Source organism: Candidatus Omnitrophota bacterium (assembly GCA_028717245.1).
In the GTDB taxonomy this organism is placed as follows: domain Bacteria; phylum Omnitrophota; class Gorgyraeia; order Gygaellales; family Profunditerraquicolaceae; genus JAGUYA01.
Map to the genome: position 1 here is coordinate 142375 of JAQUOD010000001.1, position 22889 is coordinate 165263.

22 protein-coding genes are annotated in these 22889 nt (G+C 40.6%); all 22 read right to left on the reverse strand.

What is annotated here, in order from left to right; genetic code table 11:
* Positions 1–2: 2 nt before the first annotated feature.
* Positions 3–182 carry a helix-turn-helix domain-containing protein gene (locus tag PHV44_00855; protein ID MDD5591830.1) on the reverse strand — a complete coding sequence of 60 codons (180 nt, stop codon included), beginning with the start codon at positions 180–182 and terminating at the stop codon, positions 3–5.
* Positions 183–570: 388 nt separating this feature from the next.
* A complete protein-coding gene (locus tag PHV44_00860) occupies positions 571–1773 on the reverse strand; it encodes an FAD-binding protein (protein MDD5591831.1) in 1203 nt (400 codons plus the stop codon).
* Between the two features lie 72 nt (positions 1774–1845).
* Positions 1846–2625, reverse strand: coding sequence for an electron transfer flavoprotein subunit beta/FixA family protein (locus PHV44_00865; protein ID MDD5591832.1), 780 nt, complete (start codon positions 2623–2625; stop codon positions 1846–1848).
* A gap of 14 nt (positions 2626–2639) precedes the next feature.
* Complete coding sequence (locus PHV44_00870) at positions 2640–3791, reverse strand: acyl-CoA dehydrogenase family protein (protein MDD5591833.1); 1152 nt, start codon at positions 3789–3791, stop codon at positions 2640–2642.
* Positions 3792–3907: 116 nt separating this feature from the next.
* The gene (locus PHV44_00875) at positions 3908–4357 is read right to left on the reverse strand and encodes an N-acetyltransferase (protein MDD5591834.1); all 450 of its coding nucleotides are present in this window, start codon (positions 4355–4357) and stop codon (positions 3908–3910) included.
* Positions 4358–4394: 37 nt separating this feature from the next.
* A complete protein-coding gene (glgC, locus tag PHV44_00880) occupies positions 4395–5621 on the reverse strand; it encodes a glucose-1-phosphate adenylyltransferase (GenBank protein ID MDD5591835.1) in 1227 nt (408 codons plus the stop codon).
* On the reverse strand, positions 5618–6217 hold the full coding sequence (locus tag PHV44_00885) for a MarC family protein (GenBank protein MDD5591836.1): 600 nt from the start codon (positions 6215–6217) through the stop codon (positions 5618–5620). The genes glgC and PHV44_00885 overlap by 4 nt, the downstream gene beginning before the upstream one ends.
* Positions 6218–6263: 46 nt before the next feature.
* Positions 6264–7415 carry an MFS transporter gene (locus PHV44_00890; protein MDD5591837.1) on the reverse strand — a complete coding sequence of 384 codons (1152 nt, stop codon included), beginning with the start codon at positions 7413–7415 and terminating at the stop codon, positions 6264–6266.
* Between the two features lie 5 nt (positions 7416–7420).
* The gene (gene secG / locus PHV44_00895) at positions 7421–7804 is read right to left on the reverse strand and encodes a preprotein translocase subunit SecG (protein MDD5591838.1); all 384 of its coding nucleotides are present in this window, start codon (positions 7802–7804) and stop codon (positions 7421–7423) included.
* The gene (tpiA, locus tag PHV44_00900; protein ID MDD5591839.1) at positions 7801–8574 is read right to left on the reverse strand and encodes a triose-phosphate isomerase; all 774 of its coding nucleotides are present in this window, start codon (positions 8572–8574) and stop codon (positions 7801–7803) included. Before tpiA ends, secG begins: the two co-directional genes overlap by 4 nt.
* 1 nt (position 8575) lies before the next feature.
* A complete protein-coding gene (locus PHV44_00905) occupies positions 8576–9757 on the reverse strand; it encodes a phosphoglycerate kinase (GenBank protein ID MDD5591840.1) in 1182 nt (393 codons plus the stop codon).
* A 77-nt stretch (positions 9758–9834) separates the two neighbouring features.
* Positions 9835–12099 (reverse strand): spermine synthase, encoded by a 2265-nt coding sequence (locus PHV44_00910; protein MDD5591841.1) that lies wholly within the window; start codon positions 12097–12099, stop codon positions 9835–9837.
* A gap of 65 nt (positions 12100–12164) precedes the next feature.
* A complete protein-coding gene (locus tag PHV44_00915; protein ID MDD5591842.1) occupies positions 12165–13412 on the reverse strand; it encodes an O-antigen ligase family protein in 1248 nt (415 codons plus the stop codon).
* Complete coding sequence (locus PHV44_00920; protein MDD5591843.1) at positions 13384–15207, reverse strand: hypothetical protein; 1824 nt, start codon at positions 15205–15207, stop codon at positions 13384–13386. The genes PHV44_00915 and PHV44_00920 overlap by 29 nt, the downstream gene beginning before the upstream one ends.
* A 59-nt stretch (positions 15208–15266) precedes the next feature.
* The gene (locus PHV44_00925) at positions 15267–16754 is read right to left on the reverse strand and encodes a radical SAM protein (GenBank protein ID MDD5591844.1); all 1488 of its coding nucleotides are present in this window, start codon (positions 16752–16754) and stop codon (positions 15267–15269) included.
* A gap of 57 nt (positions 16755–16811) precedes the next feature.
* Positions 16812–18008: a glycosyltransferase gene (locus tag PHV44_00930; protein MDD5591845.1), complete on the reverse strand. Its 1197-nt coding sequence runs from the start codon at positions 18006–18008 to the stop codon at positions 16812–16814.
* Between the two features lie 33 nt (positions 18009–18041).
* Positions 18042–19013: a GDP-mannose 4,6-dehydratase gene (locus tag PHV44_00935; protein ID MDD5591846.1), complete on the reverse strand. Its 972-nt coding sequence runs from the start codon at positions 19011–19013 to the stop codon at positions 18042–18044.
* Positions 19010–19381, reverse strand: coding sequence for a hypothetical protein (locus PHV44_00940; protein ID MDD5591847.1), 372 nt, complete (start codon positions 19379–19381; stop codon positions 19010–19012). Before PHV44_00940 ends, PHV44_00935 begins: the two co-directional genes overlap by 4 nt.
* 276 nt (positions 19382–19657) lie before the next feature.
* Positions 19658–20269: a DUF4330 domain-containing protein gene (locus PHV44_00945; protein MDD5591848.1), complete on the reverse strand. Its 612-nt coding sequence runs from the start codon at positions 20267–20269 to the stop codon at positions 19658–19660.
* The gene (locus PHV44_00950) at positions 20266–20787 is read right to left on the reverse strand and encodes a DapH/DapD/GlmU-related protein (GenBank protein MDD5591849.1); all 522 of its coding nucleotides are present in this window, start codon (positions 20785–20787) and stop codon (positions 20266–20268) included. The genes PHV44_00945 and PHV44_00950 overlap by 4 nt, the downstream gene beginning before the upstream one ends.
* Positions 20788–20846: 59 nt before the next feature.
* The gene (locus PHV44_00955; protein MDD5591850.1) at positions 20847–22223 is read right to left on the reverse strand and encodes a glycosyltransferase; all 1377 of its coding nucleotides are present in this window, start codon (positions 22221–22223) and stop codon (positions 20847–20849) included.
* Complete coding sequence (locus PHV44_00960; GenBank protein MDD5591851.1) at positions 22220–22864, reverse strand: class I SAM-dependent methyltransferase; 645 nt, start codon at positions 22862–22864, stop codon at positions 22220–22222. Before PHV44_00960 ends, PHV44_00955 begins: the two co-directional genes overlap by 4 nt.
* Positions 22865–22889: the final 25 nt, after the last annotated feature.

The window sequence follows — 22889 nt, forward strand, 5'->3', positions numbered from 1 at the left end:
TGTTATGAATGTACTTTGGTTTCTAACCAGGCATCAATTTTATCTTTTTTAAAACGCCACTGGCCGACAAGCTTTACTGCCGGGATCTTATTATTTTTGAGCCAGTCATAAATGGTCCTGCGGGTTACTTTTAAGTAACCGGCTAAATCTTCAATAGTCATTAATGCACTGTTATTCATCATAACTTGCCTCATAGTATTGTTTTAATTATAAAGAAAAAAACAAAATTTGTCAAGGAAAATCTTTACATTCTTTTACATATATATCCAAAAGGGATAGTTTTAGTGCTAAAAGGTATGAAAATAGGAAGAATTTCTAAAATAACGGTTTAGCGGGTGACGAGGCATGTTTTAAGCAGCATCTTGAAGATGCGAGCGGGCAGGGTTCACCTGCTCTTAGAAACCAGTGAGAGCGAGCAGCTTCACCGAAGCGAGAAAATTCCACGCTGGGGAATTTCGAGCGGTGCTGCGAAAACATGACTCGGCAGGACCCGCTACCTCGTAAGAGAAAAGATCGATAGCGCTATAAAAAAATATGCAAGGCAGGACCCGCTCTAAATGGATGGGAAAATTATTTCCTGAGGGTTTGTTGGAATTGTTTGGTTAAGACAGGAACTATTTGGAAGAGGTCACCGACAATACCATAGGTCGCTACTTTAAAGATAGGCGCATCGGGATCTTTATTGATGGCGATGATGATTTTTGAGGACTGCATGCCTACGAGATGCTGGATCTGGCCGGAGATGCCGCAGGCAATATAAATTTTAGGCGATACTGTTCTTCCGGTCTGGCCTACCTGATGCGAATAAGGCATCCACCCGGAATCTACTGCTGCGCGCGAAGCACCCACTGCGGCACCTAAAACATGTGCGAGCTCTTCTAAAATTTTAAAGTTCTCCGGTCCTCCCATCCCCCGGCCGCCTGAAACAATAATATCCGCCTCTGATAAATTTATCAGGGCCTCTACTTCTTCTACTATATCCAGGAGTTTTGCGCGCGAAGCGTAGAGAGAATTATCAAAAGTTTCCCGGATAATTTTACCCTTTCTCTTTTTATCCGGCTCCATCGGTTGCATTACCTTATGCCGGACAGTGGCCATCTGCGGCCGGTAGTTTGGGCTGATGATAGTAGCCATGATGTTTCCGCCGAATGCCGGCCGGGTCTGCAGGAGTATTTTCTTTTCCTGGTCAATATCCAGGCCCGTGCAATCCGCAGTCAGGCCTGTTTTTATTTTAACGGCCACGCGCGAGATTAAAGAACGGCCGATAGCCGTTGCCCCGCAGAGCACGATCTCGGGCTTATGTTTCTTGACTAACTCAACTAAGATATTAGTGTAAGGTTCATCCTGAAAATTAGCTAATTCCGGGGCCTCTATTAGATAAATATTATCCGCCCCGCGCCAAGCCAACTCATCCAATTGGTCATCTAGATTGTGGCCGATTAAAATACCGCTTACCTGACAATTAAGTTTTTGGGATAATTCCCGGGCCTTGCCTAAGAGTTCATAGGAGACAGACTGGACTTTACCTTTCTTCTGTTCGATGAATACCCAGATCCCTTTATAATCTTTTATATCCGGTAAAACGCAGGCAGTAACCTCTTTTTCTAAAAACACTGCCTTAAATTTACAGGCAGGAACGCAAGCGCCGCAGAGATTACATTTATGTAAGTCAATCACTGCCTTCTTGTCCATTATGCGGATTGCGTCAAAAGGGCAAGCCTTAACGCAAAGCGTGCATCCCGTGCATTTTTCTATAATTATTTGTATACCCATATCTTTTTTGGCACCTGGTGCAAATTCAATCGGGTACCTGGTGCGAATTTAAGATTGTACCTGTCCCCAGCGCTATACCTGGACCTGCAATAGCTCTACTAATTGCGCGGCAATCTCAGGAATCTCACCCTTAAGTATCTGGCCACCGGTTCTCTGAGGAGGAGTAAAAATCTTCACTACTTGCGTAGGAGAACCGCATAATCCGATCTGTTGGGGATCTAAATTTAGTTCTTTCTGCGTCCAGAGGGTAATTTTAGCCTGCTTAGCGCGCATCATCCCTTTTAAAGAGGGCAGCCGCGGTTCATTTATCTCTTTGACCACAGTTAAAAGCGCCGGCAGGGGTACTTCAATTATCTCAAAACCCTCTTCCATTAATCTCTCTACGCGCAGAGTTTTTTCTTTTATCTCTTCTATCTTTTTGACATAAGTAACCTGGGGTATGTCTAAATGCGTGGATATCCCCGGCCCAACCTGGGCAGTGTCGCCGTCAGAGGCCTGCTTACCGCAGATAATTAAATCAAACCCCCCTATTTTTTTGATGGCAGCGGATAAGGTATAACTGGTGGCCCAGGTATCGCTTCCGGCAAAGGCGCGGTCGCAAACCAGGATACCTTCATCTATGCCCATGGAAATCGCTTCTCTTAAGGCCGCTTCTGCCTGCGGAGGACCCATAGTAATCACCGTGACCTTGCCGCCGGTTTTTTCTTTCAGCCGCACTGCCTCTTCAATAGCATACATGTCAAAGGGATTAATAATGGACTTTACCCCTTCGCGGATTAAGGTATTCGTTTCCGGGTTAATTTTTACTTCGGTGGTTTCCGGGACCTGTTTGATGCAGACGATGATATTCATTTTCAGCCTTAAGCTTATTTAGCCATTTCTTTGATTAACTGCAATGCGATAATGTTACGCTGAATCTGGTTTGTACCTTCGTAAATTTGGGTAATCTTGGCATCGCGCATATATTTTTCCGCGGGATAATCCCTCATATAACCGTAACCGCCGAGTATCTGTACGGCATCAGTAGTAACTTTCATGGCTACGTCTGAGGCATACATCTTGGCCATGGCCGAATCCTTGCCTACGTCTTTACACCCGCCATCTATTTCCCTGGCGCAGGAATAAACTAAGGCCCGGGCAGCTTCAATTTCCGTAGCCATATCTGCCAACATCCATTGTATACCCTGAAAGCTAGCTATGGTTTTACCAAACTGCTGCCTCTCTTTAGCATATTTTACCGCCACATCCAGCGCCCCCTGGGCAATACCTAAGGCTTGAGCAGCTACTCCCGGCCGCGACATATCAAAGGTCTTCATAGTCACGATAAAACCCATGCCTTCTCTGGATAAAAGATTTTCTTTGGGGATTTTGCAATCAGTGAAAATAAGTTCACGCGTTGAAGAAGCGCGGATGCCTAATTTTTCTTCTTTTTTACCAAAGGTAAAACCAGGCGTGCCCTTTTCTACTATAAATGCCGAAGCACCCCGAGCCCCCTTAGTCTTATCCGTCATGGCAATAACCGTATAGACATCGGCATCCCCGCCGTTAGTAATAAAGTGTTTAAGGCCATTTAAGATATAATGGTCCCCGTCTTTACGCGCAGTAGTCTTAATGCCGGAGGCATCAGAACCTGCTTCCGGTTCAGTAATGCCGAAGGCAGCGATTTTTTTGCCTTTTGCCAGCTCCGGCAGGTATTTTTTCTTCTGCTCGTCATTGCCGAATAAGACAATCGGAAATGTCCCTAAGGCCGAGGCAGCATAGCATACCGCGATACCTCCGCAGGCACGCGATAATTCTTCGGTAGCAATACACAAGTTTAATACGCTGTTAGCCATACCGCCATACTCAGCAGGAATAAATAAACCGAATAAATCCGCATCCGCAATGATCTTGATAATTTCCCAAGGGAATTCTTCGGTTTGATCGTGTTTGGCCGCTACCGGGCGGATCTTCTCGTCGGCGATTTTACGCGCCAGTTCCTGAATCATCTTTTGTTCGTCACTTAGCAGGTAATCCATCCCTTCCTCCTAAAAATTAACACCTGGTGCAAAGTCAATCGGGCACCTGGTGCGAAACTAATCTTGTACCTGTCCCTTTAAATAAATCTTAAGAATTATACCATACTGAAATTATTTTACAAGGTTTTTAGAAGGGCGATTTCCTGGCAATTGGGGAATTTGCAGCAGTTAATGCATTCTGCCCAAATTTTATGGGGGAGAGCAGAATTCTTTACTCTTTTGAACCCGAATTTCTTAAAATACCCGGGCTGATAGGTAAGCACAAATATCCTCCTGGCTGCTAAGGCCCTGGCTTCATTTAAACATGCCAGGATTAATTCCCTGCCTATACCCTTGCCTTGTTTTTGTTTGGCTACGGCCAGGGATTTTATCTCCGCCAGGTCCTCCCAGGAGATATGTAAAGCACAACAACCGATAATTTTCCCGCCTTCTTCAATTACCCAGAAATCCCGCAAGTTTTCATATAATTCATTAAGCGAGCGCGGTAACATCAGGTCCTGTTTGGCAAAAAAATTAATCAAACCCTGTATTTGTTTTATATCTTTTATCTTTGCTTTTCTAATCATCTTCTTCGGCTTATAGCTTACAACTTATGGCTTACGGCTATTTAATTTCTGCCCCCTTCTCCACTACCACGATGCCCGATTTGGTAACATAAAACCTTTTTCTATCCTCTTCAAGATCATAGCCGATTACCATACCTTGCGGGATATGCACATCCTTATCAATAATGGCCTTTTTTATCTTGGCGTATCTGGCTACATTGACGCCTTCCATAATTATAGAATCATAAACCTCTGAATAGCTGTGGATTCTTACATCCGGAGAAAGTATAGAACGCTGAACTTTGCCTCCGCTGACAATGCATCCTCCGGCAATCAGTGAATCCAGCACCAGCCCGACGCGGCCGGTGATCTGATCCCCGGAAAAGACTGTCTTAGCCAGGGGAAACTGCTCTTGATAGGTCCTGATCGACCAGTCTTTATCGTAAAGATTAAATACCGGGTCAACCTGCACTAAATCCATATTTGCTTCATAATAAGCATCAATAGTTCCGATATCCCGCCAATACTGCGCCTCTTTTTTATTCTCATCAACAAAATTAAAAGCAACGACCTTAAGGCCTTTTTTGAGCATCTGCGGGATGATGTCTTTGCCGAAATCATGGGTAGAATTGTGTTTCTTAGCGTCCTGCTGCAGTTCCTCTTCCAGGACCGGATGTTTAAAAACATAGATGCCCATAGAGGCATAGACCTTATCCTGATTCTGGGGTATGGTCTTGGGCCTTGCCGGCTTCTCCTGAAAACCGCTCACCCTGCCTATTGCGTCTACCTCTACTACGCCTAAATGCGGGGCTTTATTTTTATCCATCTCTACCACCCCGACGGTCAAATCCGCATCAGCCTGACGATGAAAATCTATCAGGGTATAATAATTCATTTTATAGATGTGGTCTCCGGCCAGGATTAAAACTTCATCCGGATTATCAATTTCCAGGGTATAGAGGTTTTGATAAATGGCATCGGCAGTGCCTAAATACCAGGAATCCCCTACTCTTTGTTGTGCCGGTAATAATTCGATAAACTGGCCTAACTCAGAAGGCAGGATATTCCATCCCAAACGGATGTGCCTCTGTAAAGATGCGGACTTATATTGCGTGAGGACATAAATTTTGCGCAGCCCCGAATTGATGCAATTACTCAGGGTAAAATCAATAATCCGGTATATCCCGCCAAAAGGCACTGCGGGTTTGGTGCGGTCTTTGGTCAGGGGCAATAGCCGCTCGCCCTTACCGCCTGCCATGATAAAAGTTAAAACGCGTTTCCTCATTTGAATAAGATACCGGTTAACCCGCGCCTGACCATCATTACGCCGATGGCTGCCAGTAAGATATACATCACCTTAGAAAATGCCCTTGTCCCGCCCTGCCCCATAATTTTCATAAAAAATTCTGCCTTTACCAGGGCGATCCAGACAATCAGCATATTCAGCACCAGAGAAACAAAAGTAGGCACAACGCCGAAAGTATCCAGCATGATTAAGGTAGTAGTTAAGACTGCCGGCCCGGTAATCAAGGGTGTACCTAAGGGAAACACACCAGCATCTTTATCATGGCCATCGGATAAAATAATCTTGCGCGCACCGGGTAACAATAGGCGCACAGAAATTACAAAGAGGAGCGCGCCGCCGGCAATCTGAAAATCAGGGATACTAATACCGATGAGGCGAAATACCCATTTACCGACAAACATAAAAAGGATTGCCAATACCGTGGCTGTGGTTACGGATTCGGTAATCGTCCTTTTCTTCTGGTGTTTACTGATTCCTTCTACCAGAGAAATAAATAACGGGATAGTGCCGATAACATCCACGGCCACAAAAATGGGGATAAAGGTAAGTATATACGGCTCTAATATCTTTAACATAATTTTATATTATACCGAAGAGTTGCCTAAAAGGCAAGAAAGAAACTCATTCTATTTTCTTAATTAAAAACAGGCATAAGAAACTAGTCAGGGAAGATAAAACGATGAGCCATTTTAATCCCAGAATAGGCAGTAAAAAAGCCCCTGATAAATTACTTGTTACGAGTGCCAGGTTACTTATGCTGCATAAAAGCGCAAAGGAAGTGGCCTCTAGTCCTGGTATGGTATTTCTAGCCATAAAGTCCATAACCATGATAAATATAAACATACCTATCAGGCTATAGAGCGTATCATAAATCACCGCGGTAACGGGCGTATAATAAAGGTAGCTTAAAGAAGTCAAGGCCCCTAAAAATACCGATATATATAGCCATTTCTTAATATTAATCTTTTGGCTGATTTTATAATAGACCAATGACCCAACAATCCCAAAAACCGTGCTGATTGTCCCCAATCCCCCTATCCATATTTTACTCCACTTAAAACTATCTCTCTGTATAAAGAAAAGCGGCGTCCCGAAAGACGGAGAGTATCTGTATAAAAATATAAATAACCCTACAATGAGCAGCTTTTTATGGGAAAATAATTTTTTTAAGTCTAGAAGCAGTGTTGTGGATGGCTTATTCTGTGAAGCATTATCTTCCTTATAGAAATACGCGGGGATCCCTACTAACACATAAACAGGAACCAGGCACAAGAATGCCGCGCGATACCCCCATTTCTCTGCGATATATCCTCCCAATATCCCCGTAAGTAACCCTGCTATGGAAATAGATATCCACTGAATACTCTGGATCCTGCCTGTAGCATTATATTTTTTTCCTTCTACGCACATAATCCCGTCTACGGCGACATCCCGGAAGGCGGCATTAGCAGAATTAATAATTAATATAGCGATAAGGATAACAAGCGGTAACTGAGTTAACCCCAAAAATAAAACCAGGATTATATCTAAAGCCAAGGCGATAAGAATCCAGGCCTTCTTATTGAAAAAATTATCTATAACATAACCTATTACCGGTTTTACCAGCCAGGCAAACATAGTAAAGCTGCTTAAGAACATTATTTTTTCGGGGCTAAACTTTAGGGTTTCTTTCAGATAATAGAATAAACCCTGGGAGGGAAGGCCTTCTATGCCTTGCGTAAAGTAAACAGCGCTGCTTAATACAAAGGCCCAGAATAGCTTTTTATTCAGCACTTGATTTATCGAGCTTTTGGAACTTCGGGGGATGAAGCGGTAGCAGACTTTTCTGTCGGTTTAGGCAGCTCTTGCTGGGCCTGTTCTATAGGATTATTAACGGGGGCTGCCGCAGTTGCCGGTGCTGGTGGGGCGGTTGGTTTTGCGTCCTGCATTAAAGACCGGCTCTGCCTTACGGATAAAACTGCTAGGCTTAAACAGGTGACAAAAAATACAGCGGATAATACAGTGGTGGTGCGGCTTAAGAAAGCATTGGTTTTTGTGCCAAACATGGATTCTACGCCGGAGAAACTCTCAGCCAGGCCTCCGCCGCGGCCTCTTTGAATTAAAATGATGGTGATTAATAAAGTACAGGCAACCACATGTATAGTAATGATTAAAAATGTCATTTCACCACCTCGCTTGCTTTCAATACAATCTCAGCAAAACTATCCACGGTCAGGCTCGCTCCGCCTACTAAGGCTCCGTCAATATCCGGTTGACGCATCAATTCTGTAATGTTTTCCGGCTTTACGCTTCCGCCGTATTGTATCCTTAGGGCATCGGCAATTTCTTTATTATACATCTTACGCAACAAACCGCGAATATAAATTTGCGCCTCCTGGGCTTGGGCAGGTGTGGCAGTCCTACCTGTGCCTATGGCCCAAACCGGCTCATAGGCAATCACTATTTTTGCCACCTCGCTATCACTTATATCTTTAAGGCCGTTATGAATATGGTCATCCAATACCTGAAAAGTCTTACCGTCTTCCCTTTCTTTAAGGGTTTCGCCTACGCAAACAATGGGCGTAAGGCCATGCTTTAAGGCGGCTTTTATCTTTTTATTTACGGATTCATTGGTTTCGCCGAAATACTGCCGGCGTTCAGAGTGGCCGATAATCACAAACTTGCATCCTATATCTTTGAGCATTATTGGAGAAACCTCTCCGGTAAAAGCGCCCTCATCCTGCCAATGCATATTTTGGGCGCCCAAGTGAATATTAGAATCCAGGATTATTTCGGAAACTTCGCTTAAGGCAGCATAGGGCGGACAAATTACAATATCTACCCCCTGATCATTTAATTTAAAAAGCGCCCTCTTTAAGCCATTGGCTAGTTCTATGGCCTCAACGATGGTTTTATACATCTTCCAGTTTCCGGCAATAATAGTTTTTCTCATATTATTTATCCGTGAGGGCAGCAATACCTGGTAGAATTTTTCCCTCTAAGAATTCCAAACTTGCCCCGCCGCCGGTGGAAATATGCGTCATTTTATCTTCCAGTTTAAACTTAGCCACAGCCGCAGCAGTATCTCCGCCGCCGATAATCGTGGTGGCTTTAAGGGTACTTAGAAACTTGGCAATCTCTTCTGTTCCATGGCTAAAAGCATCCATCTCGAATATACCCAAGGGCCCGTTCCAAACTATTGTCCCGGCTTCTTTGAGGCTCTCCTTAAAAAATGCTACTGTCTTTGGCCCGATATCTACCGCAATCTTGCCTTCAGGGATATCCTCGCCTACAATTTCTGATTTAGCCTGCGGGTCAATATTATCTACCACTAAGTTATCTATGGGTAATAAAATTTCTTTTTTGAGATTTTTGGCCTGATCTAAAATATTTCTGGCTAAATCCAGCTTATCCTTCTCCAGTTTAGAATTGCCGATAGATTTTCCCTGCGCCTTCAAAAAGGTATAAGCCATGCCCCCGCCTATGATAATAGCGTCGGCCTTAGGAAGCAGGTTTTCAATCACGTCTATCTTATCTGAAACCTTTGCCCCTCCCAGGATAACCATAAAAGGCCTTTGCGGTTTTGCTACGGCATTTCCCAGGTACTCGATTTCTTTTTCTAAAAGAAACCCCGCTGCGGATTTAAGATAGTGCGTAACCCCTTCGGTAGAGGCGTGTGCGCGGTGGGCCGTGCCAAAGGCGTCATTGACAAAGATATCGGCTAAATCCGCTAATTCTTTGGCGAAACCTGCGTCATTTGCTTCCTCTTCAGCGTGAAACCTTAAGTTTTCCAAAAGGACGACTTTTTCCGGCACCTGTGCAATTCTTTCTTTAATATTATCGCCTACACAATCATTCAGGAAAGCCACAGGCACACCTAATAACTCTTGAAGCCTCACAGCCGCCGGATTAAGGCTGTATTTAGCCACTACCTTACCATCAGGCCTGCCTAAATGGCTCATCAGAATAATCTTCCTGGCGCCTGCCTGCAATATGTATTTTAGCGTAGGTAACGTTGCCTTGATACGCGTATCATCAGTAATATTTAAAGCGGCATCCTGCGGCACGTTAAAATCCACGCGCACCAGGACAACCTTGTCTTTTAAGTCAAGATCCTTTAAGGTCATTTTATTCATATAACAGCTCCTTAATTTTAGAGTATTTAATATATATTAAATAACCGTATTTGTCAACCCCGTTAGATAACTTTATTTTAATATAGCGGCTTATCTAACGGGGGCAATCTTTTAGAAAAAATTGCTAATAATAGCAAACTGCTCAATTTTAAGAATATGATTATCATACAAGCGCCGAATAAACCTAAGACAGGTAAAAGTATGGCTGCGCCGACAATCCCGGCTAACCAGCCTCCCATGAGGTCAGAAAAATAAAGCAATCCCGAAGTAGAACCTACCTGTGTTTTATCTTTTAGATACATCTTATTAGCCAGCGGAAACTCAAGGCCCACGAGTAAGCCCGAAATAAAAAACATGATGATAAATAGCATTAATGAAAATTTCGTATAGTTAAAAAATCCGGTAATTATCCAGGCGCTAAGATAAGAGAATAGAACTATTGCGGCTTCTAACTTAATGAATAGGCTCAAGCTATCTTTAATCTTCCCGATGTGAGATGTCATAAAAATACTTCCCAGGGTAATCCCGGCCATAAATATACCCGTAAGCAGGCCTATCTTATGGTAAAGGTAACCGTAAACTACCTGAAAGGTGAATATAAGGGTTAGATTTATGAGCATACCAAAAAAACCGGTAGTAGCCATACTATAAGCAATATTTAATTTAGGCTTACGGCAAAATATAAAAAATAACATCAAAGTTATCGCAAAAATTAACAGCAGGATAACTTTAAAATTTAAATTTCCCAAACTTTGTAGAATATATGCAAAAATCGGAGAAAATTGTTTGTTCCAAAGGACTGAAATCTGAAATACCGCAAAAGGCATAAAATCCCGGTTGATTTTTCTGGTAGCGCCCATCAAGGAACGGATAAACCATTCCAGGTGTTCCTTATCTAATCTGTAATCAAGATACGCGGGTACCAGCATATCGGTTTTAATATTACCCCGCTTTATTCTTTGCGTGATTATTCTAGAATCTATAGCCATGATATCAGTGGAATCGGACGCCAGAAACATATTATAATCTCCCGGAATAATGCGTATATAAGGGTATGCTTTTTTTAAGGCGTTTAATATGCAGGCATTAAGGTCTCGCAATTCGCTGCTTAGATAAGCTAAAGAGCCCGGCAGACAGAATACCAGGATTCCTCCGGCATTTAATCTTTTTTTAATCAGCCCGAAAAACTCCTGGGTGAAAAAACGGCCGGTTGATAAATCGGCGGGCCCGGATAAACCAATCAACACAATATCATAGCGATTAAAGGTATTCTTAACAAAGAACCTGGCGTCTTGATTTATTACCTTTACCCTTTCATCTTGGAGCTCTCTTTTAGTCAAATCAGAGGGATATTTTTTCAGCATATCTATAATCAACGGGTCAAGCTCTGCATAATCAATTTTTATAACGGGGTGTTTCCGGATTTCGTTTATTAACCCGCCGGCGCCGGCGCTTAAAATAAGGACCTCCCTTGGCTGGGGATGGAATAACAAAGGGATATTTCCGAAATCCTGCACAAAGGCGATATCCGGGTAGGGCGTAGTGATTATAGGCAGGCCGTTATAAAAAAAGGTATGCTGCTGTTCTTTTTTAACGACTACGACATTACCATAAACAGAATTACGGTAATCCAAAACATCCTGCGTATTCCATTGTTTTTTAATAGCGTAATCTTGTATTTTATTTAAAGCGCCGCTTGAGGATAGATATATCATTAAGAAAATCAAGAATAAGACAACATATTTGAACATTTTTGGGATATTTTTAAAGAAGAGGAGGCAAAGAATAAGATTAAACACAGCTATAATAGTTACTGTCTGGAAAGAATTAAAATATGGTATGAAAAAATAAGTAACAGCTACGCCACCGATAATCGTGCCGATTGTCTCTAAGGTATACGCTTTGCCTATAGAATGAGCTGATTCTTTTATATACGAAGAATATATCTTACAAGCGCAACTGAATAATGCGCCGTGGCAAAAACCTACGGGCAACATTATCAAAAACGAAGAATAAAATATCATAGGTAACCCTATCGCTTCCCCAAAAGGAATTCCCAATATCGGCTTTAAGGTGCGTGATAAATACACGGATAACCCCAGCATAGAGGCAAAGGCTATCTGCAGGATGATAAATACATTTATTTTATTTTTAGCCCTGTCAATAAATCCTCCGATAATATAAACGCCGGCTGCTTCAGAAATAACCCAATTGGCTAAGATCACCCCTAAGGTCAGCTCATTACCATAGAAACTCACCAATAATTCCCGTAAAAGCGTAATCTGCGCTACTATCCCGCTTAGCCCTACCACGATAATAGATAACGTAAGTATATAACTCATAGGTTACTAAATAAAAAATGCGGCTTTTCGCCGCACATCAAACCGCTATCTACCATACAATACGGTTATCCTATCTTTGTGTCAGTTTCTAGCTTAATATTATTCATTGCCGCAGCCCCTAAGCCGAGCAGTATCCAGAACAATAATCCTAAATCAAGGGAATAAAAAATTGTATCTACGGCCATCTGCACGGAATACCCCAGTAGCGCAGCAAGGCTGGCCAATAAAATATACCAGGAAAATGTTTTTTGCTGTTCAATCACTGTTTTAATCCCATTATAGAAAAATAATACTAAGATAGCCAAAAACGAAACGAGCCCTATTATCCCTATCTCCGAAAGTATCTGCAGATAACAATTGTGGGCGTAAGACGGCCCGTATTGATAACTCTCTACTACAAACCTCTTAAAATTAAACATGAATGTCCCTAACCCTAATCCTATCCAGGGGTTGTACATAAACATCTTCCATCCTGCCTGCCAGAAAATTTTTCTTTCTATACTGCCGACATCGCCTAAAAGGGTAATATCAAAAACGAGAAGAAAATTATTCAAGCGGTTTTTTATTAAAGTAGGGTAAAACGGCTGTGTTACAATTATAAAAAGGCCCAGGAGCAAAAGAAATATGCCCACAGGATAAATCCAGACGCCGATGAATAGTGCCGAGGCCATAAAACCGAACCACGCCCCCCGGGAAACCGTCAATATCAAGCAGATAAAAAGCAGGGCAAATAATCCTGATAGAAAAAACCTGGCTGTTTTAGCGCGGGATCTAGCAAAAAAAACAGTGATTAAAAATGGGATTATAGCGTTTAAATAACAACCAAAATCGTTAGGAGTAGGGAAGGTTGCATAGATTCTGTCTACAAAGATGGTAGGGCGGTGGCGTATAAAATCCTTGCGGGTGAAATTCTGATATATCCCGTCGATCCCCAGGACTGCTGAAGAAAAAAAGAAAATATAAATAAAATTCTTCAGTCTTTTTTCGTTATTCAGGGTATCCACAAGCACGAAAAAGAATAATATATCCTGAATAGTTTTACCGAAGAACGTCCTGGTGCTTATCTTGGGATTGGAGCTGATAAAAATTGAAATAAAACAGATAGCTAAATACGTAAGAATGGCTAAATTAAGGGGAGTTACAGAAATACCTTTGCGTTGGGTAATTTTTTTGACTATATAGCATAGAATAGCTAAAGTACTGAATACCTCAATTGCAGCCTTAGAAACAGGAAAAAGAAGAGCTATGGCATATAATGAGGATAAGGCTACTTTATCGCAAATATCAACTATTCTTGATTTTTCCCAAGTCATCTATCATTTCCTCTTTATCCAAAAGCCCCCGTATCTTTCTATAATGGACCCCGCAGCCCTTGCAGATTTTGACTATGTCATAAAAAACGCCTGCGTCTACCGAGGGAATAGCAATAATAACTTCTTTGATATTTTCCGTTTCTACCAATTCTTTAATCTGCTCCCTCGTTCCTAAAACGGGCACCCCCTGTATTTTATAACCGAGCTTAGCAGGGTCATCGTCAATAAGCCCGATAGGGTTATAGTTTAAAGCATTATTTCTCTTTATTTCTCTAATGACCAGTTCGCCGGCATCTCCTGCCCCGAAAATTAATACGTTTTTCCCTTCTTTATGCACCACATGGCTGAATAATTCGCCCAAGACTCTGAACAATACCCTGTATCCGGAGGCTAAGAATAATAACAAGAGCCAATCTATGAAAAATACTGCCCGGGAAAACTCCTGGAACCGGAATAAGAAGGTAAAGATAATAACGGAGAAGGCAGACCCTAAGGTAACGGCCTTAAATATCGTAATCAAATCAGATATGCTGATATATTTCCAGACTCCCCGATACAGGCCAAAGATATAAAAGACCGATATCTTTATTAAAATCAGCCACAACAAGGATTTTTCCACTAATCGCAGATTAGTGCTTAATAATGACCCTTCGAATCTTAAGAAATAGGCAAAATAATAAGCCAGGCAAATAAAGACCAAATCCAGCAATACCTCTAATATCCTGCGTTTATACAACAATATATTATTCAAAATAGTCTTATTGTTTTTGAGCTCCTGCCATTTCTTATGATCGATAAATTCACCGTTATAGGAAAATGTTTCCGATAGAAAAACCCCGAAAAATAACAATATGACGATAGCCAGAAAGGCTATAATCGAAATAGCAAATATATCCAGTTTAGAATACGAAAGCGCGATTAATCCAAAGGCTATACTTATAATATATAATAAAAAAACTGTTTTCTTCGGGGATAACCCCAAGGCGACCAAACGGTGCGAGGTATGGTCTGTCCCTCCTTCAAAAATCTTTTTCCCCTGTAATTTTCTGATAATCATCACGAATATAGTATCGAAGATGGGGACGCTTAAAATAAATACCGGAATAAGTATTGTGGCAAAAAGATGCGAGATGTTACGCGTTGTCCCGCTTATTGAAATGAACGCTAGGGAATATCCCAGAAACATACTGCCGGAATCGCCCATAAAAATTTTAGCCGGATTCAGATTATAAGGCAAAAAACCTAGAGTTGCACCAGCTAAAACCAGGCCAAATACCCCTAATATATTACTCCCGAATATCAGCGAAGAGCAGAATATCATTAATGAAGATATGGCGGCTATCCCCGCAGCTAATCCATCAATATTATCTAAAAGATTGAACGAATTCGTAACCCCCACTATCCATATCAAGGTCAGGGGTATAATCAAAATTTCATTTATCGGTAATCCTATAGCGGCTCCAAAAAAAACAGCAATACAGGCAGCGATAATTTGTAGGAATAACTTAGTATAAGGCCTGATATGATATTTATCGTCAAGTAGCCCCACAACAAACAGGAAGGTCGCCCCGATAAATAATCCTAATGTATCTTTATTTATAATTCCCAGCGCAAAGGCAGAAATCATAGAAGCAAGATATATGCTTATACCCCCGAGGATTGCGGTAGGATATTTGTGCCAGCGGTCTGAACGCGGTTGGACCACCAGGCCATTTTTAATAGCGATGTGGCGCACCGTTGGCGTAAGAACCAGGCTAAGAATAAAGGGTATGAGGAAAAGTGTAAGATATTGCATACTTTAAGCTTTAAAATCAGTGCGTTATACTTTTTGTCTATTATTATAACATAAAAGCCCTATTTTGCTTTCAATATTTTTTTAGCGATGGTGACTGCGATTTTAACAAAATGGATAAGATACTCTTCGGGTTGCGGTCCAATGATATTAAACTTAACGATTATTTTTGTCCTAAATTTAAACCAAAATCCCGTCCATTGTAAACCCGGTACCCGTTTGGCCATATTGGTGCTTTTTACTACATTAACGCTTTTCATCAACCATTTTGCATATTTGGCATCTATGAATGGTAAGCATGTTTTTTCGTCCCAGTCAAATCTTGCCCAGCTTTCAAGTGTCTGGGGGGCTTTAAATCCCATTTCAATACACTTATAATATAAAGGCGTACCTGGATATGGTGTATATACAGACGGCCCCAAAAAATTAGCCCTGGGGTATTGTTCGTATAATTTTAACATAACCTTATAGGTCTGGAGCAAATCTTCTTTAGTCTCTTCAGGAAAACCGGCCATAAAGTGATAGCTAACACCCAAGCCGTATTTTCTTAATTTTTCATTTACCCTGAAGACTTCATCCAATTTAATATCTTTGTGTATTAAGTCTAAAATTCTGGGTGATCCGCTTTCAATGCCAAAAGTTAAAACATTACAACCGCTTTTTTTTAATAAAGCTATGAAGGAATCTTCATATTTGGCAAAATAATCTATTCTGCAATCGGCATGCCAGGCAATCCTGATGCCTCTTCTGATGATCTCAGTACAAATGTCAACAACCCTTTTTCTATCTACGAATAAATTGTCCCCGACAAAATTAATGCCGTCTAAGGAGAATTTTTTGGCGAGATATTCAATCTGCTCAACTATGCTGAAAGCTGCAAGGCCTCTCCATTTGCATTGATTGACGTTAATATTATAGCAAAATCCACACCTGTGGGGACAACCTCTATCTGTATGCAAGTCAAAGATGCGTTTACAATTCGGGTGAGAACTGCGTTTAGCTCTAATATATGTCTCGCAATCCAATAAATGATACGGTAGCGAAGAAACACTATTTAGGTCGATGAACCGATCCTTCGGATTAGAATAGATTTTGCCGTTTTCTTTCCACCAGACATTCGGGATATCTGAAAGAGTGCTACCGCGCCTTAAAGCGGTGACTATCTTTAAAAAAGATTCCTCTCCCTCGCCTCTGACTACAATATCAACCAGGTCATCCCTGACTGTTTCTTCCGGAAGTATGCTTGCATGCAGGCCTCCCCAGACTATCGGTATGCCAGATCTACCCTTGATAATTTTGGCAAATCTTAGCCCTCCTAAAATTTGATTACCCGTCATTGATGAGATACCTACGCAAACAGTAGAATCATTAAGTTCCCTGTCTAGATCATCAAGCCAGTGAAGATTGGTTTCTTCGTCTATAATCTTAACCTTGTAATTATTTTTCAGCAAAATCTGGCAGATAAATAATAATCCCAAGGGGAGCCTCGGGCTTAATGACCTGGCTTCTCCTTTAGAAATCTTGGGCCGGAATAAAATTATATCTGCCATTTTAATGATACTTTATAGCTAACCTATAATTATATAGGATGAGAGGTTTATCTTAGTTTAAGCGAATAGGCTATCGTATAAATTTTGCGTATCCCTTATTAATCTCTCTCTGGCAAATTTAGTTTTTACGAAATCCCTGGCGCGTATACCTATATCTCGCCTTAAGGCATGATCCTGCGATATAAACGTTAGGGCGGCAGCAAAAGTAATGGGATCTGGCAGCTTAACCAGTATGCCCCTTTCCAAAACCCCAAAATTATCCTTAGAATTATCTGCAAGGTGGGCATTATCTCCCAGTAAGTCTTTGACTCCGCCAGCATCTGTTGCCACAACCGTCTTCCCCGAAGCCATAGCCTCAATTAAAGATACGGGTGTTCCTTCATTTAAAGAAGTCAAAACAACAATATCAAGGCCGTTATAAACATTTACTAAATCTCTCTGCCAGCCCAAAAAGGCTACCCGGCTATTAACATTAAGCCTGCACGCGTAAGCTTCTAAATCTTTTTTTAATTCTCCGTCTCCGATAATCTTGAATTTTAGCTGCGTCATAGGATTACTGGCGATAACCAGGGCTATTGTCTCTAAAAATAACCGGTGATTCTTAATCGGCACAAGCCTGCCTACAATACCAATATTCGAAACAATATTATCCCTGATGGGTATCTCTAAAAATTTGTCTAATTCAAGACCTAAGGGAATAACTTCAATTTTATCTTTTCTGCAGATGTGCAGGGCAAGCAGTTCGTTTTTAACGGAATCGCTTACAGTTATAATCCTAGAGCTGAATACGGCCAAGAACCGTTCGATAAAAATAAATACCCTGGTTTGAACTTTATTGAAATACCCTTCAAAGATATGCCCGTGAAAGGTATGGATAAATTTAATTTGTTTCTTTTTTAAAAGATGAAGTAAATTATAGGATATCCCGGCTAATCTGCCGAGGGTACCGGCTTTAGCCGTATGCGTATGAATTATATCGGGCTGTTCGATTTTTATAATATTGTATATTTTCTTAAATGCCTGCAGATCGCAGAAAAAACTCAATTCCCTTTTTAATTCGGGGATAAAAATAAGCTTTATATGTTTCTGGGACGCGTAATAAGACATATCACCCTCATTTTTACTTACGCTGCCGTAAACGAGTAAAGAATCAAATTTCGTTTTATCCAAACCCTCTGTCAGAATAACCGTATTGATAGCGGGGCCGCCGATATTAAGCCTGGCAATAATTCTCAATATTTTTATTCTTTTCATTTTATTCTATTAAGATAACCCGGGGAAGGATTTTTATGCTGGGCTTTTATTTTTCAAGTAACTGACGATATCTTTAATTATCCCGGACAAGGCATACGTGGGTTTGAATCCTATCAATTTATTAATTTTGGTTATATCGGGAACTCTGCGTTGCATATCCTCAAAACCTTCCTCATAGGCTTTTTCATAAGGGATATATTCTATTTTTGAATTACTTTGAGTGATTTTGATTATTTCCCTTGCTAACTGCTCAATGGTAACTTCTTCCTGGCTGCCGATATTGAATACTTCACCTATTGCTTTCGGTTCATTTATCAGTTTAGTCAGTGCCCTAACTGTGTCTTTAACGTGCAAGAAACACCTGGATTGGTTACCCATGCCATACACGGTAATGGGCTCGTTTTTTAATGCCTGCGAGATAAAACGCGGCATAACCATACCATAAGCACCGGTCTGGCGGGGCCCGACAGTATTAAAAAGGCGCACTATGAACGCGGGCAACTTCTTTTCCCGCCAATAAATATACGCTAACATTTCATCAACTGCCTTAGCTGTAGAATAGCTCCAGCGGGCCTTTAAAGGAGAACCTAAAATTCTATCGTCATTTTCCTTTAGCGGCCCGTTAACATTCTTGCCGTATATTTCAGAGGTAGAGGCAATCAGAATTTTTTTGCGATACCTAAGCGCTGCATCCAGCACAACCTCGCTCCCCTTAATATTAGTAGTCAATGACTCCAGCGGCTTTTTTACTATTAAATCAACTCCGACTGCCGCAGCCAAATGAAAAACACAGTCTATTTTCTCGACTAATTTATCTACCAGATTCGCATCTAAAATATCCCCTTCGACAAATTCAAAAGTTCTATTCTTCAACAGGTGCTCGATGTTTTCGTATCTTCCAGTAGAAAGATTGTCTAAAGCAATAACCTCATTGTTGCCGATAAGTAATGCTTCAGTTAAATGCGAACCGATAAATCCCGCGCCACCCGTGATCAATGCCTTCATTTTTCCTCCACATCCAATCGTTTATAATGATTTATCAATTTCAAGAATAAACTTGTACTTGCCAGGGTTTTTGGCCCTACCTCACAAAATAATCCAGCCAATCCCGTAGACAATAACATACCTCTAATAATCCAGCCCGTCAATACCATATCTTTATTAACTAATACAGAAAAAATGGTGTTTGTTAAAATAACGACAACCATAATGATGCTTGCTGTTTTTACGGGTGAAAGATACGCATTTCTTCTGACGGCGACCAACAGACCTATAGTTGCACTTGTGCTTTTATAATCCATGGTTCTTAATTGCCATGCCTTAAATAAATTCCGCAAGCATTTAGCAAATTCGCTATTATCCAAAATTACCATATTGCATTCTCTATCTAACTCAGTAATCTTTTCCCAAAGAATATATTTAAAACTTGCTATTATTTTGGTCCAGAATGTATTGAACGATCTGTATATTCGGTTATTCTTATACGCCTTATACAGCCGTCGTTCAATAGAACAAAAGGCTTCTGATGTCTTCTTTAATACCGATATAAAAAGGCTATTCCTTATTATGATTGCTAACATTATTTTTTTATTAAAGCATGGGTTATTTTACACAGCCCAACATTAACAGAGCCAAAATTATTCCTGTGGCTATATTGGTATAGTTTTATATTTATAAAGATTAGTTTTAAAAAGAAACGCTGAGCCAAGTTTAATATCTTGATTATTATAATATAAATCGGCGCCCCTAACCTCTACCTTAAGCTTAAGTCTTACAGCAATTTGTTTTAATTCCGGGTCTTTTATCCATATTTTTTTCAATTCTCCATATTCATCATTCCCTAAATTATAACTATATTTAAATGGTTCAGGCTTCCCAACTACAGCGATTATTTCTCCCAGCACTTCGCCTTTTGTGCCGATTTCTTTCTCTCCTGCCTTTACATATGGTAAAAGATATGCCGGGACTTCAATAAAATTGCAAAGAATTTCAACCTCTAAAGATTTCTTTGGTACATGTTGCGCCTGTAGTGATTCTTTATTCTGTATTTGCTGCGCTTGCGATGCTTGTTGTGCCTGTAGCGCTTGTTGTGCCTGTAGCGCTTGTTGTGCCTGTAGCGCTTGTTGTTCAAGCTGCTTTGAAGTAGATAACTTATAACCAAAATAAAAGATAGGGGTTAAGCTTAATAAGAAGCTAATCACCAAAAAATCAATTACATTAATTTTACCGAACAATCTGCCTTTTTCATCTATCACCTTCATACTACTCCTCCCTCTGGCTTTAACTGTTTATGTTGTGTTTTTTTAACCTCGCAAGGACTACCGCACGCAACTACAGAATCCGGAATATCGCTCACTACCACACTGCCGGCTCCAATAACAGAATTGTCGCCGATATTTGCTCCGGGGCATATCACCGCATGCGCGCCAATCCAAACATTAGAACCGATTTTTACCATCTTTGGTATATGCCCGACGAATATCCGCGGTAAACCATTTGTTGTTTCAACCGCATGATTTGAAGATCCTATAAACACATGCGGGCCGATTAACACATTATCGCCTATCTCAATGCCGCCTCGGCCATCAATAAAAGCGCCGCTATTAATGGCTAAGCAATTTCCTGCGGAAATATTATAGGTATGAGTAAGGTATGCATTGGAAAAAATTATCGATTTTTTACCTATTTTCTTGAACAACATTTTGTAAAGCGCGCGCCTTAAAATCATACCTTCGTATCCAGGCCAGAAACGAAATAATAATCCAATATATTCTTCCATGACAAGGCGGACTATTTGCCTAAGAGTATGTCGTCTCAAAAAAGAAAGAAGCATAAGTTTTAATCCAAGTCGTTAAAACCCCGCCAACTCGCCTTAAGAAAATAAAGCGTATCTTTAAAAAGCTTCATTTTCGACTTGCCGGCAATCCTGGCTTTATAATGAATAGGCATTTCGATGATTTTCATTTTCAACTTAGAAGCTCCGAATAGTAGATCAAAATCGCCCCACTTGCACCGGCCCATTTTAATATACGGTATATAGCTTCTAAGAAGCGACTTTGTCCCGCAGAGTACGTCGGTATTTCTCTGCCCAATCATAATACTTAAAATAATACCGAATATTTTGTTTCCAATAAATCTCAAAAAACTCATCGCGCCTTCTTCAATTGGATACACCATGCGGGTACCGTTTATAAACTCGGCCCTGCCTCTTGTGATTGGTTCAATAAATCTGTGTAGCTCGACCGGAGATACGGACATATCCGCATCTAATATAATTATCACATCCCCGCCACATTCTTTAAATCCTCTTTCTAAGGCAATCCCTTTTCCTTGATTAGGCTTATAGGATAATAGTTTTATCGTGTGGCCCGACGACCTTTTTAGCTGCTCCACTACTTTGGCTGTGCCATCGGTTGAACCATCATCGACAACAATAATTTCGGTATTCGGCACTAACCGAGGAATCGACTCTATACACTCTTTAATATTTTCGACTTCATTAAAACAAGGCACCACAATAGAACAGGAAAGATCTTTATACGCAATTTTCGGCTTTGCAACAATAAATTGTAAACTACACAAATTATTAATCCCGGGGACGCGGCTGAATATTTTATTCGCAAGATAAGAAAAAAAAGGGATATAAAAAGGCAATAACAACCTATAACCCGCTTCAATTATATCATAATCCAAAAGATTAAGCATATTTATGACATCGCGGTTAGTAACGAAATTCCTGATTTTATCGCTTTCTTTTAACCGCAGAATCTCTAAGAGCTTTATTATCGGTTGCCAAAGCGGATTTACCGTCGTAATGATTATTTTTGAATCTGGCTTAAGATAAAGCTTAAGGGTAGAAAATAAGTCAATTATATCATCGGAATAATCTAATAAGTTAGACAGAACTATATAGTCAAATTTATCGCAGCCCCTTAGTCCGGAAATGTCTGCCACTTGAAACATTAACTCGGCATGCTTTTCTTTAGCTAAACAGATCATCTCTTCGCTTATATCAATGCCAAACCCCCTGGTTGGCATAAGGGCACTCAACAAATCTCCGGTTGCGCAGCCTATTTCTAATATACCTTTGCCTTGCGGGATGATGGATGAATAAAATCTCTGAATCGTCCTATGATAATAGGCATACCGTTTTCTGTGCTTATCATAGGAAGGCGCTATTTTATTAAAATATTCTTTAACAATTAATTTATTCATGCCTCATTCCTAAATTTACCTACAAAGTATAATGCGTTATCTAACCCGAAGATTTTAGGGTACAAAATCGAACGTTCTAACGCTAATTTCTTTTTCGCATTCGTCAATATCTCCTTGTGCCCCGAAGGGTGTATCTCTTTATCATCATAACCCAATATCGCAAATAATGCTTTGCTTAGTTTATTTCGAATCGGAAAACCAATGATAGCACTACTGCCTTTTTTGAGAACGCGGCTAATTTCATTAACTGCCAGCTCTAAATCCTTTATATGTTCCAAAACGCTCTGGCAGACTACAAGATTAAAGGCCTTATCTTTAAATGGCATATTACGTATATCCCCAAAAAATAATTGAATATTTTTTACCCCGCACTCTTTCATTACCAGCCCAACTTTATCCACGTCATTATGTATATCAATACCGTACAGCATAGAACATCTGCCTGCCAAAGTAGGCAAAAGAGCCCCCGGGCCAAATCCAATTTCCAGGATATTATCGTATTTATTGTCTAAAAGGCCTCTTACCATTTCAAACCTATGCCTGTAAAATAGGCCGATTAAAGGATGATACAGATACTCAGTAAAATCGTTTAATTCCTTAGTCCTAAACTGTATCCTTTTTATTGCCGCGGGTAAATTCATTTTATGGCATTACAGAGCATCTTTT

Coding starts and splice junctions, on each gene's coding strand:
- tpiA (MDD5591839.1), bottom strand. CDS start 8,574: ATGAGAAAAACTATTATTGCCGGAAACTGGAAGATGTATAAAACCATC.
- PHV44_00905 (MDD5591840.1), bottom strand. CDS start 9,757: ATGAATAAAATGACCTTAAAGGATCTTGACTTAAAAGACAAGGTTGTC.
- PHV44_00860 (MDD5591831.1), bottom strand. CDS start 1,773: ATGGGTATACAAATAATTATAGAAAAATGCACGGGATGCACGCTTTGC.
- PHV44_00935 (MDD5591846.1), bottom strand. CDS start 19,013: ATGAAGGCATTGATCACGGGTGGCGCGGGATTTATCGGTTCGCATTTA.
- PHV44_00960 (MDD5591851.1), bottom strand. CDS start 22,864: ATGAATTTACCCGCGGCAATAAAAAGGATACAGTTTAGGACTAAGGAA.
- PHV44_00940 (MDD5591847.1), bottom strand. CDS start 19,381: ATGGTAATTTTGGATAATAGCGAATTTGCTAAATGCTTGCGGAATTTA.
- PHV44_00910 (MDD5591841.1), bottom strand. CDS start 12,099: ATGAGTTATATACTTACGTTATCTATTATCGTGGTAGGGCTAAGCGGG.
- PHV44_00885 (MDD5591836.1), bottom strand. CDS start 6,217: ATGTTAAAGATATTAGAGCCGTATATACTTACCTTTATCCCCATTTTT.
- PHV44_00915 (MDD5591842.1), bottom strand. CDS start 13,412: ATGACTTGGGAAAAATCAAGAATAGTTGATATTTGCGATAAAGTAGCC.
- PHV44_00930 (MDD5591845.1), bottom strand. CDS start 18,008: ATGAAAAGAATAAAAATATTGAGAATTATTGCCAGGCTTAATATCGGC.
- PHV44_00875 (MDD5591834.1), bottom strand. CDS start 4,357: ATGATTAGAAAAGCAAAGATAAAAGATATAAAACAAATACAGGGTTTG.
- PHV44_00950 (MDD5591849.1), bottom strand. CDS start 20,787: ATGGAAGAATATATTGGATTATTATTTCGTTTCTGGCCTGGATACGAA.
- secG (MDD5591838.1), bottom strand. CDS start 7,804: ATGACATTTTTAATCATTACTATACATGTGGTTGCCTGTACTTTATTA.
- PHV44_00870 (MDD5591833.1), bottom strand. CDS start 3,791: ATGGATTACCTGCTAAGTGACGAACAAAAGATGATTCAGGAACTGGCG.
- PHV44_00855 (MDD5591830.1), bottom strand. CDS start 182: ATGATGAATAACAGTGCATTAATGACTATTGAAGATTTAGCCGGTTAC.
- PHV44_00865 (MDD5591832.1), bottom strand. CDS start 2,625: ATGAATATCATCGTCTGCATCAAACAGGTCCCGGAAACCACCGAAGTA.
- glgC (MDD5591835.1), bottom strand. CDS start 5,621: ATGAGGAAACGCGTTTTAACTTTTATCATGGCAGGCGGTAAGGGCGAG.
- PHV44_00925 (MDD5591844.1), bottom strand. CDS start 16,754: ATGGCAGATATAATTTTATTCCGGCCCAAGATTTCTAAAGGAGAAGCC.
- PHV44_00955 (MDD5591850.1), bottom strand. CDS start 22,223: ATGAATAAATTAATTGTTAAAGAATATTTTAATAAAATAGCGCCTTCC.
- PHV44_00920 (MDD5591843.1), bottom strand. CDS start 15,207: ATGCAATATCTTACACTTTTCCTCATACCCTTTATTCTTAGCCTGGTT.
- PHV44_00945 (MDD5591848.1), bottom strand. CDS start 20,269: ATGAAGGTGATAGATGAAAAAGGCAGATTGTTCGGTAAAATTAATGTA.